The following is a 16,370-nucleotide window of genomic DNA, read 5'->3' as shown; positions in this document are numbered from 1 at the left end:
ACTATTAAAGTCTTTGTCTGAGAACAGGGACTACTGATTTTTTCCATTCATAAAAATCCCCTGCCATGATATGTTCCCTGGCAACTTTTACAAGATCCAGGTAAAATGCCAGATTATGGATCGAGGCGATTTGTTTGGCAAGGTATTCTTTAGAAACAAATAAATGTCGTACATAAGCCTTTGAATATTCTCTATCCACGAAACTCGTCCCCGATTCGTCCAGAGGCGAAAAATCGCGCTTCCATTTTTCATTCTTCAGATTCATAACGCCCTTCCAGGTGAAAAGCATGGCATTTCTTGCATTCCGGGTAGGCATCACACAATCCATCATATCAATTCCCAGGCCGATAGATTCCAGAATATTCCAGGGTGTTCCCACGCCCATAAGATATCTGGGCTTTTCTTTCGGCAGGATATCCGTAACCTCATCCGTGATCCTGTACATTTCTTCTTCAGGCTCTCCTACAGAAAGGCCCCCAATGGCGTTTCCTTCTGCTCCGGCCTCAGAAATGACCTCTGCCGAAATTTTCCTGAGATCGGAATAAGTGGAACCCTGAACGATAGGGAAAAGCCTTTGCCTATGGCCATAAAGCTCTTTGTTTTGCCTGGTCCATTCAATACATCTTTTAAGCCATCTGTGCGTAAGCTCCATTGATGATTTGGCCTGGTTATATTCACAAGGATACGGGGTACATTCATCAAAAGCCATGAAAATATCGGCTCCGATCTGTCTCTGGATCTCCATAGATTTTTCCGGAGAGATGAAATGGTAGCTTCCATCAATATGTGATTTGAACTTCACTCCTTCTTCCGTCATCTTCCTGCTGCTTGCCAGGGAAAATACCTGGAAGCCTCCTGAATCTGTAAGAATAGGCAGATCCCAGTTCATAAATTTGTGCAGCCCTCCGGCTTCCTGCATGATATCCATTGTGGGACGCAGGTATAAATGGTAGGTGTTGCCCAGGATGATCTGGGCCTTTATATCTTCCTTCAGCTCTCTCTGATGAACCGTCTTTACACTGGCAACGGTTCCTACAGGCATAAATATTGGGGTCTGGATCTTACCATGATCTGTGGTGATCTCCCCAGCTCTTGCCTTACCTTCAGAGGTTTTTTCTATATTAAAAAATTTCTGCTCCATAATTATCTTGCGAAAGCGGGCACATTTCCGTTCTGTTTCAATTTATCTTTTACATATTTATCCGCTCCCGGATCTTTTTCCAATAGTATTTTTTGTGCATCCTCAGCAATACCATTAATCTTTTGTTTTACCGTATAATATCTAAAGCTTTCCACAAAATCATCGGGTTTTACCTGATGGGCCTGAAGAACATACCGTGTGCCTGCTTCCAGGTTGGTATTCTGGTACATAAAAGTAGCCTGATCATTTACTGCCAGATCTGCAAGGATTTCGGCCATTTTATCTTCGGATAAAAGGTTTTTTGGCTTGTCTATATAATTATTACATGAGAGCAAGCATACTAAAACAAAAAGGCATACAATCTTCTTCATAACCTGTTGATCAGTGATTTCCATTTTAAATTTAATACTCCGAAAACCGCTTCATGGATAATGCCGCCATTCATTTTGCTTTCTCCAAGTATCCTGTTGGTAAATATAATCGGTACCTCTACAATTCTGAACTTCTTTTTAAAAGCCCGGAATTTCATTTCAATCTGAAACCCGTATCCTTTCAATCTGACATTATCCAGGCCAATTTCTTCAAGGACTTTTCTTGAGAAACATACGAAACCTGCCGTAGTATCATGGATAGGGAGGCCTAAAATGAATCTTACGTATTTTGATGCAAAATAAGACAGCAAAACCCTTCCCATAGGCCAGTTCACCACATTTACCCCTTTTGAGTAGCGGGAACCGATAGCCATATCCGCCTGTAAACAGGCTTCATAAAGCCTTGGCAGATCTGCGGGATTGTGTGAGAAATCGGCATCCATTTCAAAGATATAATCATATTCTTTTTGAATCGCCCATTTAAATCCGTGAATGTATGCCTTTCCCAGACCGTCTTTTACATGCCTTACAGACAGGTGCAGACTATCCGGAAATCTTTTTTGAAGCTCTTTTACAATCTCCGCTGTACCGTCAGGCGAAGAGTCATCAACTACCAAAATATGAAAGCCATCTTCCAATGCAAAAACTGCGGAAATAATATCTTTAATATTTTCCTTTTCGTTATAGGTTGGAATAATGACCAGTTTTTTCATTTCAGTTTGCAAAGATAGTTTATTTAACCTTTTTATTTTATACAAAATAATCTATAATTTTGCAAAAAATATTCCGTTGCTGTTATCACAAAATTTTATAAATCAAGTAAGGATACCTGAGAACAACGACTGGGTGATCTTTATATTGCTGGGATGCATCCTTTTATATGTTTTTATGATGAATGTCATAGAAAGAGATGCTAATCTGAAAGATTTTTTGCTGCAGAAGTATTTTGACGCCAGCAACAATCTTCCGAGCTGGATCATCACTTCCTGTGTAACTGTACTTACACTTTCTGTGCTGATCTCCCAGTACATCCCTATCGTTCCTGAATATATTGCCGGGTTACAGGTTTTGGGGTTCCAGCTGAATAAATTTGGCTATACCCTGATCGCTGTTATCTTTTTTTATCTTATAAAATCCACATTGGGTTTTTTATTTTATCAAAGTATAGGTGATGGTAAAAAATGGACTGTCTTTTATTTTACCGCCACAAAGTTTTATTTTATTTTATCTTTTCTCCTGATTATTTTGTGTGTAGCCCATTATTATTTCCCGGTAGACAGAAATAAAATGTTTTTATATTACCTTTTCTTTTTTTCTTTTGTATTCATTTTCAAGGTTTTTTTCTATTTATTTCACAAGAACAATATCTTACCGGAAAAATGGTATTATAAATTTTTGTATATTTGCACCCTCCAAATCACGCCTTTATTGCTGCTTTGGAAATTATTATTTTTTTAATGAAAGTCAATGATGAGAATAAAGTCTATATTGGTTTCTCAACCAGCGCCAAGTGAGTCTTCTCCATATCTGGATATAGCAAAGAAGGAAAAAATAAAGATTGATTTCCGTCCTTTTATCCATGTTGAGGGAGTTGACAATAAAGAGCTTAGAACACAGAAGATTGATCTTACTCAATATACCGGAATCATCTTTACCAGTAAAAATGCTATAGACCATTACTTCAGGCTTGCTGAAGAGCTGCGTTTTACGGTACCGGATACTATGAGATATATCTGCCAGTCTGAAGCCATCGCGAACTATCTTCAAAAGCACATCGTGTACAGGAAGAGAAAGATCAGCTTCGGAGAGAAAAATTTTTCGGACCTGCTACCTCTCTTCAAGAAATTTCCTACGGAGAAATACCTTTTGCCGTCCTCAGATGTTTTGAGCCCGGATATCGTAAAAACTCTGGATTCAGCCAATGTTGAATGGAAAAGGGCGATCATGTACAGAACCGTTTGCAGTGACCTGACAGATATCAATGTAAAAGATTACGACATGCTAATATTCTTCAGCCCTCAGGGAATCAAATCATTACAGCAAAACTTCCCTGATTTCCAACAGGGAGATACCCAGATCGGCGTTTTCGGAAACACTACCCTGGCAGCTGCGGAAGAGGCAGGATTAAGAATAGATTTAATGGCTCCGACGAAAGAGACCCCGTCTATGACCATGGCACTTGAAAAGTACATTAAGGCACTTCATAAGTAGCTCTTATCTGAAACATACAACAGCCGTCTTTTCATTAAAAAGGAAAGATGGTTTTTTTTTAACTAAATTTGAACAAAAATTAATATTGAATGAAACGTCCTACAGAGACTTTTGAAAAGGCAGGTAAGACATTTCAACCGACAGGTAAATAAAATATCCGGATGAAAGTTCCAAAGGCAAAAAAAATAGAAAAAATACTCGAAATTCACGGAGACAAAAGGATTGACAACTATTTCTGGCTTAACGAAAGGGAGAATCCTGAGGTCATCAGATATCTTGAAGAAGAAAATGCTTACGCCGAGTTGATGATGAAAGATACGGAACAACTTCAGGAAGAGCTTTTCGAAGAGATGAAAGCCCGGTATAAAAAAGATGATGAATCTTTACCTTACTTTTTTAACGGATATTGGTATATCGTCCGTTACGAAGAGGGCAAAGAATATCCTATTTTTTGCAGGAAACATGAAAGCCTGGACAATCCTGAGGAAATCATTCTTGACGCCAATATCCTTGCAGAAGGGGAAAGCTTCTTTGAGATCGGAAGTGTCGCAGTAAGCCCCGACAATCAGCTGGCTTCTTTTTCTTCGGACAATGTGGGAAGGAGAATTTATACGATCAGCTTTAAAAATCTTAAAACGGGAGAAATTCTTCCTGATAAAATAACCAATACCACCGGAAAAGCTGTTTGGGCCAACGATAACGAGCATATTTTCTACATCAGGAAAGATAAAAGCCTGAGGGCATTCCAGGTATACAGGCATAAGCTGGGAACGGATGCTTCCCAAGATGTTTTAATCTTTCATGAGAAAGATGAGACTTTCGACGTCAATGTATTTAAAACAAAATCCTTGAAATATATTTTCATCGCAAGCTCCAGCACCATTTCCGATGAGCACCGGTTTATTCCCGCCGATGATGTTTTTGCAGAATGGAAAATCATACAGCCCAGAATAGATGATCTTGAATATTCTGTAGAGCATTATGAAGATGAGTTTTACATTATCACCAATGCGGATGGAGCCATTAACTTTAAGATCGTAAAAACCCGGATAGATCAGTGTGGAATGGAAAACTGGACCGATGTGATCCCCCACCGGGCGGAAGTTTTACTGGAAGGTTTTGAAATATTTAAAGACTACCTGGTTCTTGAAGAAAGGGAAAAAGGACTCCTGCAGATAAAGATCATCAATGAGAAGACAGGGGAAGCAGATTACCTTCCTTTCTCTGATCCTACTTATACCGCATATATCGGGGTTAATCTGGAATTTGACACCGAAGTTTTACGGTATGGCTATACTTCATTAACCCAGCCAAGCTCAACATATGAGTACAATATGAGGGAAAAGACCATAAAACTATTGAAACAACAGGAAGTACTGGGCGGAAAATTCTTTCCTGAAAATTATATTTCCGAAAGAATCTGGGCAGAATCCCGGGATGGAGTGACCAAAATACCTGTTTCCCTGGTTTACCATAAAGAGACCAAAAAGTCTGCGGATACGCCGTTGCTTTTATACGGGTATGGCAGTTACGGGCATACCGTGGATGCAAGTTTTTCAAATGTAAGGCTGTCTATTTTAGACAGGGGCTTTATTTATGCCATTGCCCACATCCGTGGCGGGGAATACCTGGGAAGGGAATGGTATGAGGAAGGAAAGATGCTGTTTAAGAAAAATACGTTCTTCGATTTTATTGATGTGGCCCAATACCTGATCCGGGAAAATTATACTTCATCAGATCATCTATATGCCATGGGGGGCAGCGCCGGCGGCCTTCTGGTAGGGGCTGTCATCAACTATGAGCCCGGGCTGTTCCATGGAGTTATCGCTCAGGTACCCTTTGTAGATGTGGTCACCACCATGCTGGATGAAACCATTCCGTTAACCACCGGAGAATATGATGAATGGGGAAACCCGAATAATAAGGAATATTATGAGTATATGAAATCTTACTCCCCTTACGACAATGTGGAAGCGAAAGATTATCCCAATATACTGATCACTACGGGCCTTCACGATTCCCAGGTACAATATTGGGAACCTGCCAAATGGACTGCCAAACTGAGAGCGCTGAAAACGGATAACAACCTGCTGATCTTCAAGACAGATATGAGCTCGGGGCACGGAGGGGCCAGCGGAAGATTTGAATCTCTGAAGGAAGATGCCCTTGAATACGCATTTCTCCTAAAATTAGAAAACAAAAAGCATGATTAACGAAGCAGAATACTGGAATAAAATAGAACAATTCTTTGAAGATAATTTTGGCACCGAAAAAAATCCGCCGGTGGAAACGCTGTTGTTTCTGATCGGACTTCAGGAGCTGGGAAGCGGACAACAAAAATATACAAAAGACGATAAGGTCAATTTAATTCATATTGCGGTCTGCCGGCTGCTCGAGCCGTTCGGATATTATAAGTTCACCCATTATGAGGACGGATGGCCTCAATTTGAGAAGCTGGAAGATCTTCCCGAACTGAAACCGAATGAGCAGACATTGCTTATGAAAAAAGCAATTATCCAATATTTTCAGGATGAAGAGCTGATCTGATGTGCCGATGTGATATTTGACCGGATCTTCAATATCGGTTCCCGAATATCACATCTGCACACTAAATTATCCTTTCAGGATCTCCTCCAGCTGATTCAGCCCCATTTTAAAGCCTTCTTCAAAACCCATTTCCAGCTGCTGCTTCATTGCCTGCTGGTCGGGAAAATGGATATTGATAGTAACTTTTGTGCCCTCTTCTACCCCGGTAAAGCCGATAAGCCAATTGGATTGGGCAAAATCCTCATTGATGTTGCCTTGTTCATCACAAAAGGCATCTACCCCGTCAAAGCTTCTATGTTCCCTGATTTCCCCATATTTTACCCGGGCATACATCTTTTCGCCATCCGGGCCTACCATCGCATAATGCCAGATCCCACCCGCTTTGAAATCCTGATGTACCGTTTCACACTTCCAGGGTTTCGGAGCCCACCATTGATCCAGCAATTCGGATTTTGTAAAATAGTCCCATACTTTTGAAACGTCTGTTCCATAGATCTTCATTACATAAACACTGTTAGCGTCAAAATCTTTGTTGAAAATGATTGTAGATTCCATAGGTAATTATTTTTAAACAAATCTACCTTTTTATCCTTACATATCACTTTCCCTATGACAAGTAATGAAGAATTTATAAATAAATGTTAAAAAATATGGTTTTAAGAAAAAAAATACAATTTTCTGGCTCGTTTTTTGTTTATCAAATCATAAAATAATTAATTTTAACACTTATAATTCCAATTAAGAATAAATAATGAATAATAAGTTCATCCCAATAATTTCGGTGTTTATGACGATCTCACTGATTGTCTTTGTCACGCTCCAATTTTATTGGCTGAAAGGATATTACGGGGCTCTGGAGCAGGATTTCTCAAATAAGGTTTATTCCGCCCTGGAAAGCACCTCAAAAAGCATAGGTGAAATTGAAGTTGAAAAATATCTGGATGAAGATTATAAAAATTTCAGAAAAAACATTCTTGCCAACAGCGATCAGCCGTCTTTAACGACGATACAGCAGGTAGAGGATTCCGGCACCCAAAGGCAGATCATCTACTCTAAAAACATCATCGAAAAAACCCAGCTTCCCATTTCTCAAAAAGGAGACTCCCTGAAACTGACAACATTATATACCGACGAGGCTGCCTATAAGATAAAAAGAGATACCACAAACCGGGAACTGCTTACGGCAGATATCAATCAGGATATAGAAAGCGGCGATTTCTCCATGAAAGAATATGCAAAAGTTTATGGAAACAATTTGCCTATAACAAAAAGGGTCAATGAAAAGGTTCTCGATTCTGTAATTACAAAAGAGCTGAAGATAAGAGGAATTACAGCCAAATTCGGCTACGGAATCACAGATAAGAACAATAAGCCCACAAGCGTAGTGAACAAGCTCTATAAAGAAAGAAAAGATAATAATACCTACAGCTATCCGCTCTTCACAGACAAAAAAGACCGTACTTTGTATAGCCTTGCCCTGGTGTTTCCCAAAAAAGAATATTCCCTGGCCATGAACAACTGGCCGATGCTGCTGGGAACTTTTCTCTCTTTGCTGACCATTCTGGGAATCTATATTATTTCCATCAACTATATGATGAAGCAGAAAAAACTGGCAGAGATAAAAACGGATTTCATCAACAACATGTCCCATGAGTTTAAGACTCCGCTGGCAACCATTTCCGTGGCAACGGATTCGCTGGCCAATGACAAAATTGCCACTAACCCTGAAAAGGTGAAATACTATTCGGAACTGATCAAGCAGGAAAATTTAAGGATGAAGAAGCAGGTGGAGAATGTACTTAACATGTCCAAACTGGAAAGAAATGAAGTGAATCTGTTCCTGAAGGAAACCAATGTGAGAGAACTGATCAAAAAAACCACAGAATCATTCAATCTTATCGTAGCCCAAAGGAACGGCTCCCTTACACAGGAGTTTAACGCTACCGATTATATCTTCAAAATAGATGAATTCCATATCTCCAACGTACTGGTAAACTTGCTGGACAATGCCAACAAGTATTCTCCCGAAGCTCCGGAGATCCATGTAAAAACAAGAAACGAAGGGCATTGGTATGTTATTGAAATCTCCGATAAGGGCATGGGAATGGAAACCCATAATAAAACGAAGATCTTTGAAAAGTTCTTCAGAGAAGAAACCGGCAATATCCATAATGTAAAAGGACAAGGTCTGGGACTCTCCTATGTGAAAAAAATCGTAGAGCTGCATAAAGGACAGATTCTGGTAGATTCCCATAAAGGAAAGGGAAGCACCTTTACTATAAAGCTACCGATGAATAACTGAGAAAGCCATGATCAGAAATCAAGATAAAGAAACCAATAACAAAATATAAGAAGACAGAGTGAGCGTTCATTCTTAATACTAATTTAATTATTAAAACTATGAGCAACAGAATATTACTAGTAGAAGACGATCAGAGTTTTGGAGCCGTGCTGAAAGATTATTTAACGATAAATAATTTTGAAGTTACCTTAGCTACAGACGGCGAGCAGGGATTAAAGGAATTTACGGAAAACGAATTTGATATTTGCATCTTTGATGTTATGATGCCTAAGAAGGACGGGTTTTCATTGGCCGAAGATGTGAAAAAGATTGATAAAAACACCCCTATCATTTTTTTAACGGCAAGAAATATGAGGGAAGATATCCTAAAAGGCTATCAGTTGGGAGCTGATGACTATATTACAAAGCCGTTTGATACAGAATTGCTTTTATATAAGATCAAGGCTATTCTTCAAAGAAGCTCCACCCTTGAGAATGAAGAACAGGAGCAATTCAAGATCAGCAATATCTTTTTTGATTCCATGCTGAGACAGCTGAGGGTAGGCGATAAGGAATATAAGCTTTCTCCAAAGGAAAATGAACTGCTGAAGCTTCTCTGCATCCATAGGAATGATTTCATGCCGAGGGATCTTGCGTTAAGGAAAATCTGGAAAAAAGAAAACTATTTTACGGCAAGAAGTATGGATGTGTATATTGCCAAGCTTCGTAAATTGCTAAAAGATGACGAAGGGCTGGAAATCATCAATGTTCATGGTGAAGGATTCAGGCTCTTAGTTAAAAATTGATTTAAAATTTTTAATATCTCTATAAAATTAGCAAAGCAATTAAAAATGTTTTGCTAATTTTGTTTTATGAAGAACTTTGTTTTAGGAATTGTTGCGGTCTCTGTAGGTATCATTTCCTGCAAGAAAGACCAGAGAGCAACCTATTTAACGGAAGAGGCAGCTGTCCAGCAACCTGCTGTCAACAATTCGCCTAAGGTTTCACTTTTAGACCAGGCAGGTATACAGCCGGTTCAAAATACTTCTGTAGCGGCCACCGCACCGGGAATGAACCCGCCCCATGGCCAGCCCGGGCACCGCTGTGATATTCCTGTAGGACAACCTCTGAACAGCAAGCCTGCTCCGGCCCAGCCGGCAGCTCAGAATATCAGCGTAAATGGCAATCAGACGGTTAAGATCGATCCTAACGCCGTATCGCCTGGAAAAATTGCAATCGACAATAACGGCCAGCAGGTAAAAACTGCTCCGGGAATGAACCCTCCACACGGACAACCAGGACATCGATGTGATATTCCCGTAGGCCAGCCTTTGAACAGTAAGCCGGCTCCACAGCCTGCTTCCCAGAATATTGCACAGAATGCAGCTCCCCCGGTTCCGGCGCCCGCTGCTCAAAATCTCGCGGCAGGAGAAAAACCGAAGCTGAACCCTCCTCACGGAGAGCCTTGGCATAGCTGTGCTATAAAAGTTGGAGATCCTTTACCATAATTTTTGTAATTTTACCCCGTGAAATTATTTCAGATTTTAGCCTTAGTTTTCTGTTTAGGAGTTTTTTTAATTCCTAAAGACTACTTCTATGGCCAATCCATGTCTGAAACCTGTTGTCAATCGAATGCCAAAGCAGAAGATTGCTGTAAGGATCACAAGCCATCATCCGGAAGCCATGATGAAAAATCCCAATCATCACCCTGCGGTAATGACTGCCATTCTTCATGCGTTCCATGCTACACCTTTATAGAAGCGCCATTTTCAAGAGGCTTACATTTTGAGCTGTCTTATTATAAAGCCAACAAAAACTTACAGTTCCAATATTCTGATCCTCATATTTCAGATCGTTTAAAAGAAATATGGCAACCGCCGAAAATAGCTTAATTAAAAATCATCTCCGTTTATTAATATTTAATGAACTTTTTTAATTAATCTAAACTTTTAAACAAAAATGAAATTATACATTTCCAGGTTTATTCTTGGACTTTTCTTATTATCCGTACAATTTATTCATGCACAAAATCTTTCCAAAAGCCAGTTTAAAGTAAAAGGAAACTGTGAAATGTGCCGGGAAAGAATAGAAGATGCCGCCAAAACAGCAGGGGCTAGTGAGGCACGCTATTCCGTAGAGAAACAAACACTTACTCTGGAAACAAAAAGCGGGATCTCAACGGATGTGATCCTGAAAAAGATAGCCGAATCCGGTCATGATAACGAAAAATTCCAAGCTACCGACGAAGCTTATCATAATCTTCCGGAATGCTGTCATTATGAAAGAAACACCTCAGCTTTCACTGCAGCAATCCAAAACCCTAAAAAAGACAATGAGTTTTATGTGAAAGGAAACTGCGGGTCATGTAAGGCCAGGATTGAAAAGGCGGCCAAAGAGGCCGGAGCCGGATCAGCCGAATGGGATGCCGAAAAGCAAAGCGTTACCTTAAATTTTGATCCTTCAAAAACCTCAGCAGACAAAATCCTGAAAAAGATCGCAGAAGCAGGACATGATAATGAAAAATACAGGTCTGAAGACAGTACTTATAAAAACCTGCCTGCCTGCTGCCTCTATGACAGGGATATTCCATTGGGTGAAGCCAATCCTAAAGTACATTTTGAAGAAGGAGAAAAAAATGGGCATTCTGATCATGCCGATGGCGGGCTTTACAATGAAAAAAAAATAGAGGAAGTAAAGCTATCCGCATCAAAAGCCCCCACTTCTTTAAGCAAAAAAGAAGCGGGAATGGTTTTTAATATTGACAAAAAAGAATTGTTGAAGGCAGCCTGCTGCAACTTATCTGAAAGTTTTGAGACCAACGCAACGGTAGATGTGTCTTTCAGCAATGCCGTTACCGGAACCAAACAGCTGAAAATGCTGGGACTGGATCAGAAGTATACGAGCCTTACCCGAGAGCTTCTTCCCGAGATCAGAGGTCTGGCCTCTGCCTATGGGCTGAATTTCATTCCCGGAAGATGGATCGAGAGTATTCAGCTGACTAAAGGAGGAAGCACCGTTACCAACGGCTATGAAAGTATAACCGGACAAATAAACACGGAACTTTTAAAGCTGGCCGATCATCCTGAAACTACCCTGAACCTGTTTACGGATTTCAATGGAAGAACTGAGGCTAATTTCACCCATGTTACTCCCATTGATGAACGCTGGACTCAGACATTTTTACTTCACGGCAACGGAACCTTCGGAAATACTGATATAAATGATGACGGTTTTCTCGACAGACCAAAGGGAACCCAGCTGAATGCCGCGTATTTGCTCAATTATAATGACTTGGAGCAATCCGGTTTCGGAACTCATTTTGGGATAAATTTCGTAAAAGATGAAAGGACTTCCGGACAAACCTCTTTTGACAAACGTCTGGATCAGAGTGAGCAGGCTGCTTACGGGGTCGGGATCAATATTTCAAGATTCCAGGTATGGAATAAGACAGGATATGTTTTTAAAGGAAAGCCTTTCCAAAGTCTTGGCTGGATGAACCAATATGTCTATCATCAGCAGGATAGCTTTTTCGGACTGAGAAGCTATTCCGGGAAGCAGCATACCTACTACTCCAATCTGATCTTTGAGAGCATTATCGGGAATACCAACCATAAATACAAAGCCGGTGCAAGCTTCATGTATGACGGCTATGATGAGATATACCTGGAATCACAATTTAAAAGAAACGAAATAGTTCCGGGTATTTTCGCAGAATATACTTTGACAGGCTTAAAATATACTTTGGTAGCAGGAGTAAGAACAGATTTCCACAACCTGGCCGGAACACAGCTCACCCCAAGGCTGAATTTCAAATATGATCTTTCACCTAAAACCATCTTAAGACTTTCCGCGGGCAGGGGATTCAGAACGGCATCTATTTTTGCGGAAAACCAGCAGTATTTCGCATCGAACCGTTCCCTTCAGATCTTACCGTCTGGTGGGGAGATTTATGGCCTGAAGCCGGAGATCGCCTGGAACTATGGAGCCAGCCTGCAGCAGGAATTTAAAATATTCGGAAAAAAATCAACCCTCGTTGCTGATTTTTTCAGGACTGACTTCCAGGATCAGGTTCTCGTAGACCTGGACCATTCCGCCCAGCAACTGAGTTTTTATAATCTGGACGGCAGGTCCTTCGCCAACAGTTTTCAGACGCAGTGGGATTTTACACCTTTCAATAATTTTGATGTAAGGCTGGCGTACAAATATTATGACGTTCAGGCTGATTACCGGGACGGAAGAAGAGAAGTTCCGTTCATGGCAAAGCACAGGGGATTTCTGAACCTGGCTTATTTCACAAATAAAAATAAAAAAGGCGGCTTCTGGAGCTTTGACACAACTTTGAACTGGATCGGAAAACAGAGGCTTCCTGATACATCCGGAAATCCTCAGGAATTTCGGATGCCCATCCACTCAGGGGCTTATGCCGTTCTAAATGCCCAGATATCAAAAAACTTCAATAAAAAGATCAGGGCTTATCTGGGAGGTGAAAACCTTACCTCTTATACCCAAAAGAATGCAATCATCGATTTTAAAAACCCGTTTGGAAATTATTTTGACGGTGGAATGGTTTATGCTCCTATTATGAAAGCCAATTTTTATGTCGGTTTAGACGTTACTTTCTAAAAAGCCGAACTTAAGGTGAAGAGCATGATGGTGATAATTTAATATTATTGCAATCATGCTTTTTCGTACCTTTAGTCTAAAGTAAATACATGTCCCAAGCACTCATTTTTGAAGATCATTACAAAAAATTCGGGTTCGGAACCTTTTGTGAGAAAAATCTGGAAATCATTAACACAAATCAATTCCAGTCTGAGATCAAAATCCTTTTTGCGCCTGTAGGCTATGAGCTTACGGTAGACTTCAATCATTACATCATAGAGGTGCCCACCCTCTTTTTTCTCACCAACCATCTTTTAGAGGTTACGAAAGCTAATGCTGATGAATCTGTTATCCTTTATTACAACAGGGATTTCTACTGTATCCAGATCCATGATAAGGAAGTGGCCTGCGATGGGCTCCTGTTTCATAACGTTTTTGAAATCCCGAAAGTGGAGCTTGATGCCGGGGAAGCCGCAGCTATTAAGAGCTTATTTCAAAATATTAAAGATGAGCTTGAATGGAGGGAATCATTCGGTGAGGAAATGATAAGAGCCTATTTAAAACAGATCATCATCCGGGCCACCAGAAAATGGAAAAAGCAGAACCTGGAAACAGATACTCTGAATATTCCTCATAATGAGCTTGAGGTTTTCAGGGATTTCAGCAGATATCTGGAAATTCATTTCAGGAAAAAACATAATGTGGCAGACTATGCGGAACTTCTTCATATAGCTCCTAAAACCCTGACCCATAAATTCAAGAACCTTAATCTTGAATCCCCTAACCAGTTTATAATCAACAGGATCCTGCTGGAAGCCAAAAGACTGTTATTCTACACAGATAAGCCCGTAAAAGAGATCGCATATGATCTGGGTTATGATGACCCTGCCTATTTCAACCGGCTTTTCACCAATAAAACCGGCAGCACCCCGACAAATTTTAAAAAAAATTATGCTTCGGGAAAAAAGTACAATATTTAAGCCTTTTTGTCTATTTATATCGCCATAGAACCGCCATATCTTTGTAACATCAAAATCAAACATATTAAACAAAAAAACAAACATTATGAGACGTAACGCAACAGCCGTTTGGAACGGTAACATTAAAGAAGGTAAAGGGCATTTAACCACTCAGAGTACAACCTTAAATGAAACACAGTATTCTTTCAACAGCCGTTTTGCGGATGGTGTAGGAACAAATCCTGAAGAATTGCTGGCTGCAGCCCATGCAGGATGCTTTACTATGAAGCTAAGTGCCGAGCTTTCCCAGGCCGGTTTCACACCGGAAGAATTAAAAACCACCTCCGTTATCACGCTTGATCCGGGAATCGGAAAAATCACAAAATCTGAGCTGACCCTAACGGCAAAGGTTCCGGGAATTTCAGAAGAAGAATTTCAAAAATATGCTAAAATCGCTGAAGAAGGATGTCCTGTAAGTGCTGCTTTCAACTTTGAGATCACCTTAAATGCCACCTTAGTTTAAGCCAACTGTATAACCGATTATTAACCTAAAAATTAACCATCATGTCACAAAGTAATTTACCCGCAGCTCAGGATCCAAATATTTTAAAAGATATCCGCGCTTTTCTTAAAGAGTTAAACAGCGGAAACGGAAAGCCGCTTGAAGAAATGTCTCCTGAAGATGCAAGACAGGCTCTTGTGGAGGCTCAAAAGTCAGTAACCTTTGATTATTCGGATATTGAAGAATCTGAAAAGACAATCAGTCAGGACGGGATCTCAGTACATCTCCATATTGTAAAACCAAAAGGGGCACAGGACCACCTTCCCGTTTTTATGTTTTTCCACGGCGGAGGCTGGGTATTGGGAGACTATCCCACCCATAAGAGACTGGTGAGAGATCTGGTGGTAAAAAGCGGGGCTGCCGCTGTCTTCCCCGACTATACTCCATCTCCTGAGGCGCATTACCCTGTCGCTATAAATCAGGCATATGCCGCTACCAGGTGGGTAGCTGAAAACGGAAAAGAGATCGGTGTTGACGGTTCCAGACTGGCCGTTGCAGGAAACAGTGTCGGAGGAAATATGGCTGCTGTAGTTGCACTGATGGCTAAAGATAAAAAGGGTCCGGAACTGAAATACCAAATCCTGTTCTGGCCGGTTACCGATGCGGATTTCACCAGAAAATCCTATGAGAAATATGCGCAGGAAAGGCTTCTAACGACTCCGTTGATGAAATGGATGTGGGATAATTATACTTCAGATCCGGGAGAAAGAAAAGAGAAATATGCTTCTCCTTACCAGGCTACCCTGGATGAGCTGAAGGGATTGCCTCCTGCATTGGTTCAGGTAGCTGAAAATGATATCCTTCACGACGAAGGTGTTGCCTATGGAAGAAAACTGGATGAGGCGGGCGTCCCTACTACACTGGCCGTTTATAAAGGCTTCATCCATGATTACGGAAACCTGAACCCTCTGGCCCACATTCCGGCAATTCAGGAATCAATAGCTCAGGCTGCATCAACCTTAAAACAAGCTCTGTTTAAATAAAACCTTTTAATCCGGAAGCTGATGGCTTCCGGATTAAATTTCAAAACAAAATATACCCATCGGTATATTTTTTGTATATTTGCATTATAATTTACTGAAAAATAATGTCAAAGGCAGAAAAGACAAAACAATTCATCATTGAAAAAACCGCATCTCTGTTCAACAGCAAAGGCTATACTTCCACATCTCTTTCTGATATCACACAGGCGACAGGCCTTACGAAAGGAAGTATATACGGGAATTTTGAAAACAAAGATGAGGTGGCTCTGGCTGTGTACAGGTACAATTCGGATCTGCTGAGCAAAAACATGGCACGTTCGTTTGGAAATGAATTTCCGACAACGCTGGAGAAGCTTTACGCATTTGTAGCTTTCTACAGAAAAAACTGGCGCTCCGTATTTTCTAACGGCGGCTGTCCTCTGATGAATGCCGCAACGGAAGCTGATGATACATTCCCTGTTCTTAAGAACCAGGTGAAACGATCATTTGAAAAATGGATCAAGAAGGTTTCTGATGCTATCTTACAAGGCCAGAAAAACGGAGAACTGAACGATAAAATTAATGCAGAAGAATACGCATCTCTGTTCATCATGCTGATCGAGGGCGGGATCCTTCTTTCAAAAACCACTGATGATGAGAAATACCTGAATCTGGCTTTAGATAAAATCATCAGCATTATCAACAATGAATTAAATATTCTTCCATCATAAACT

Annotated in this window: 17 protein-coding genes; 13 read left to right on the top strand and 4 right to left on the bottom strand. The window is 40.5% G+C overall.

Annotated elements, in window-relative coordinates; all coding sequences use genetic code 11:
* Positions 1–4: 4 nt before the first annotated feature.
* The 3 genes from tgt to ABMQ40_RS09045 are packed head-to-tail and all read right to left on the bottom strand — an operon-like array spanning position 5 to position 2,225.
* Positions 5–1,141, bottom strand: coding sequence for a tRNA guanosine(34) transglycosylase Tgt (tgt, locus tag ABMQ40_RS09055; RefSeq protein WP_370898753.1), 1,137 nt, complete (start codon positions 1,139–1,141; stop codon positions 5–7).
* A 2-nt stretch (positions 1,142–1,143) separates the two neighbouring features.
* Positions 1,144–1,512, bottom strand: coding sequence for a DUF4296 domain-containing protein (locus ABMQ40_RS09050; RefSeq protein ID WP_370898751.1), 369 nt, complete (start codon positions 1,510–1,512; stop codon positions 1,144–1,146).
* Entirely contained in the window at positions 1,509–2,225 is a 717-nt protein-coding gene (locus ABMQ40_RS09045; RefSeq protein WP_370898749.1) for a polyprenol monophosphomannose synthase, read from the bottom strand. Before ABMQ40_RS09045 ends, ABMQ40_RS09050 begins: the two co-directional genes overlap by 4 nt.
* Before the next feature lie 76 nt (positions 2,226–2,301).
* Between ABMQ40_RS09045 and ABMQ40_RS09040 the strand changes: the two genes are divergently transcribed.
* The 4 genes from ABMQ40_RS09040 to ABMQ40_RS09025 all read left to right on the top strand — a co-directional run bounded on the left by ABMQ40_RS09040 (position 2,302) and on the right by ABMQ40_RS09025 (position 6,270).
* A complete protein-coding gene (locus ABMQ40_RS09040) occupies positions 2,302–2,970 on the top strand; it encodes a DUF4271 domain-containing protein (RefSeq protein ID WP_370898747.1) in 669 nt (222 codons plus the stop codon).
* A gap of 12 nt (positions 2,971–2,982) precedes the next feature.
* On the top strand, positions 2,983–3,723 hold the full coding sequence (locus ABMQ40_RS09035) for a uroporphyrinogen-III synthase (RefSeq protein WP_370898827.1): 741 nt from the start codon (positions 2,983–2,985) through the stop codon (positions 3,721–3,723).
* A 161-nt stretch (positions 3,724–3,884) separates the two neighbouring features.
* Positions 3,885–5,936: a S9 family peptidase gene (locus tag ABMQ40_RS09030; RefSeq protein WP_370898745.1), complete on the top strand. Its 2,052-nt coding sequence runs from the start codon at positions 3,885–3,887 to the stop codon at positions 5,934–5,936.
* Positions 5,929–6,270 carry a hypothetical protein gene (locus tag ABMQ40_RS09025; protein WP_370898743.1) on the top strand — a complete coding sequence of 114 codons (342 nt, stop codon included), beginning with the start codon at positions 5,929–5,931 and terminating at the stop codon, positions 6,268–6,270. The genes ABMQ40_RS09030 and ABMQ40_RS09025 overlap by 8 nt, the downstream gene beginning before the upstream one ends.
* Before the next feature lie 66 nt (positions 6,271–6,336).
* On the opposite strand, the gene ABMQ40_RS09020 is transcribed toward ABMQ40_RS09025, so the two are convergent.
* Positions 6,337–6,825 (bottom strand): SRPBCC family protein, encoded by a 489-nt coding sequence (locus ABMQ40_RS09020; RefSeq protein ID WP_370898741.1) that lies wholly within the window; start codon positions 6,823–6,825, stop codon positions 6,337–6,339.
* A 196-nt stretch (positions 6,826–7,021) separates the two neighbouring features.
* On the opposite strand from ABMQ40_RS09020, the gene ABMQ40_RS09015 reads away from it, so the two are divergent.
* From ABMQ40_RS09015 to ABMQ40_RS08975, 9 genes are all read left to right on the top strand, one after another.
* Positions 7,022–8,572: a sensor histidine kinase gene (locus ABMQ40_RS09015; RefSeq protein ID WP_370898739.1), complete on the top strand. Its 1,551-nt coding sequence runs from the start codon at positions 7,022–7,024 to the stop codon at positions 8,570–8,572.
* A 98-nt stretch (positions 8,573–8,670) separates the two neighbouring features.
* A complete protein-coding gene (locus ABMQ40_RS09010; RefSeq protein ID WP_007842513.1) occupies positions 8,671–9,357 on the top strand; it encodes a response regulator transcription factor in 687 nt (228 codons plus the stop codon).
* A 66-nt stretch (positions 9,358–9,423) separates the two neighbouring features.
* Complete coding sequence (locus ABMQ40_RS09005; RefSeq protein WP_370898736.1) at positions 9,424–10,059, top strand: hypothetical protein; 636 nt, start codon at positions 9,424–9,426, stop codon at positions 10,057–10,059.
* A gap of 88 nt (positions 10,060–10,147) precedes the next feature.
* Positions 10,148–10,309 (top strand): hypothetical protein, encoded by a 162-nt coding sequence (locus ABMQ40_RS09000; RefSeq protein ID WP_370898734.1) that lies wholly within the window; start codon positions 10,148–10,150, stop codon positions 10,307–10,309.
* A 201-nt stretch (positions 10,310–10,510) separates the two neighbouring features.
* Positions 10,511–13,174: a TonB-dependent receptor domain-containing protein gene (locus tag ABMQ40_RS08995; RefSeq protein ID WP_370898732.1), complete on the top strand. Its 2,664-nt coding sequence runs from the start codon at positions 10,511–10,513 to the stop codon at positions 13,172–13,174.
* Between the two features lie 89 nt (positions 13,175–13,263).
* Complete coding sequence (locus ABMQ40_RS08990) at positions 13,264–14,133, top strand: helix-turn-helix domain-containing protein (protein WP_370898730.1); 870 nt, start codon at positions 13,264–13,266, stop codon at positions 14,131–14,133.
* Positions 14,134–14,218: 85 nt separating this feature from the next.
* On the top strand, positions 14,219–14,635 hold the full coding sequence (locus ABMQ40_RS08985; RefSeq protein ID WP_370898728.1) for an OsmC family protein: 417 nt from the start codon (positions 14,219–14,221) through the stop codon (positions 14,633–14,635).
* A gap of 41 nt (positions 14,636–14,676) precedes the next feature.
* A complete protein-coding gene (locus ABMQ40_RS08980; protein ID WP_370898726.1) occupies positions 14,677–15,657 on the top strand; it encodes an alpha/beta hydrolase in 981 nt (326 codons plus the stop codon).
* A 104-nt stretch (positions 15,658–15,761) separates the two neighbouring features.
* On the top strand, positions 15,762–16,367 hold the full coding sequence (locus tag ABMQ40_RS08975) for a TetR/AcrR family transcriptional regulator (RefSeq protein ID WP_370898724.1): 606 nt from the start codon (positions 15,762–15,764) through the stop codon (positions 16,365–16,367).
* Positions 16,368–16,370: the final 3 nt, after the last annotated feature.

This window comes from Chryseobacterium gossypii (assembly GCF_041361455.1).
GTDB lineage: Bacteria > Bacteroidota > Bacteroidia > Flavobacteriales > Weeksellaceae > Chryseobacterium > Chryseobacterium gossypii.
Note: the sequence above shows the minus strand (reverse complement) of the source record. Positions and strands in the feature narration are given on the sequence as shown.

Coding starts and splice junctions, on each gene's coding strand:
- tgt (WP_370898753.1), bottom strand. CDS start 1,141: ATGGAGCAGAAATTTTTTAATATAGAAAAAACCTCTGAAGGTAAGGCA.
- ABMQ40_RS09050 (WP_370898751.1), bottom strand. CDS start 1,512: ATGAAGAAGATTGTATGCCTTTTTGTTTTAGTATGCTTGCTCTCATGT.
- ABMQ40_RS09045 (WP_370898749.1), bottom strand. CDS start 2,225: ATGAAAAAACTGGTCATTATTCCAACCTATAACGAAAAGGAAAATATT.
- ABMQ40_RS09035 (WP_370898827.1), top strand. CDS start 2,983: ATGAGAATAAAGTCTATATTGGTTTCTCAACCAGCGCCAAGTGAGTCT.
- ABMQ40_RS09030 (WP_370898745.1), top strand. CDS start 3,885: ATGAAAGTTCCAAAGGCAAAAAAAATAGAAAAAATACTCGAAATTCAC.
- ABMQ40_RS09025 (WP_370898743.1), top strand. CDS start 5,929: ATGATTAACGAAGCAGAATACTGGAATAAAATAGAACAATTCTTTGAA.
- ABMQ40_RS09020 (WP_370898741.1), bottom strand. CDS start 6,825: ATGGAATCTACAATCATTTTCAACAAAGATTTTGACGCTAACAGTGTT.
- ABMQ40_RS09015 (WP_370898739.1), top strand. CDS start 7,022: ATGAATAATAAGTTCATCCCAATAATTTCGGTGTTTATGACGATCTCA.
- ABMQ40_RS09010 (WP_007842513.1), top strand. CDS start 8,671: ATGAGCAACAGAATATTACTAGTAGAAGACGATCAGAGTTTTGGAGCC.
- ABMQ40_RS09005 (WP_370898736.1), top strand. CDS start 9,424: ATGAAGAACTTTGTTTTAGGAATTGTTGCGGTCTCTGTAGGTATCATT.
- ABMQ40_RS09000 (WP_370898734.1), top strand. CDS start 10,148: ATGGCCAATCCATGTCTGAAACCTGTTGTCAATCGAATGCCAAAGCAG.
- ABMQ40_RS08995 (WP_370898732.1), top strand. CDS start 10,511: ATGAAATTATACATTTCCAGGTTTATTCTTGGACTTTTCTTATTATCC.
- ABMQ40_RS08990 (WP_370898730.1), top strand. CDS start 13,264: ATGTCCCAAGCACTCATTTTTGAAGATCATTACAAAAAATTCGGGTTC.
- ABMQ40_RS08985 (WP_370898728.1), top strand. CDS start 14,219: ATGAGACGTAACGCAACAGCCGTTTGGAACGGTAACATTAAAGAAGGT.
- ABMQ40_RS08980 (WP_370898726.1), top strand. CDS start 14,677: ATGTCACAAAGTAATTTACCCGCAGCTCAGGATCCAAATATTTTAAAA.
- ABMQ40_RS08975 (WP_370898724.1), top strand. CDS start 15,762: ATGTCAAAGGCAGAAAAGACAAAACAATTCATCATTGAAAAAACCGCA.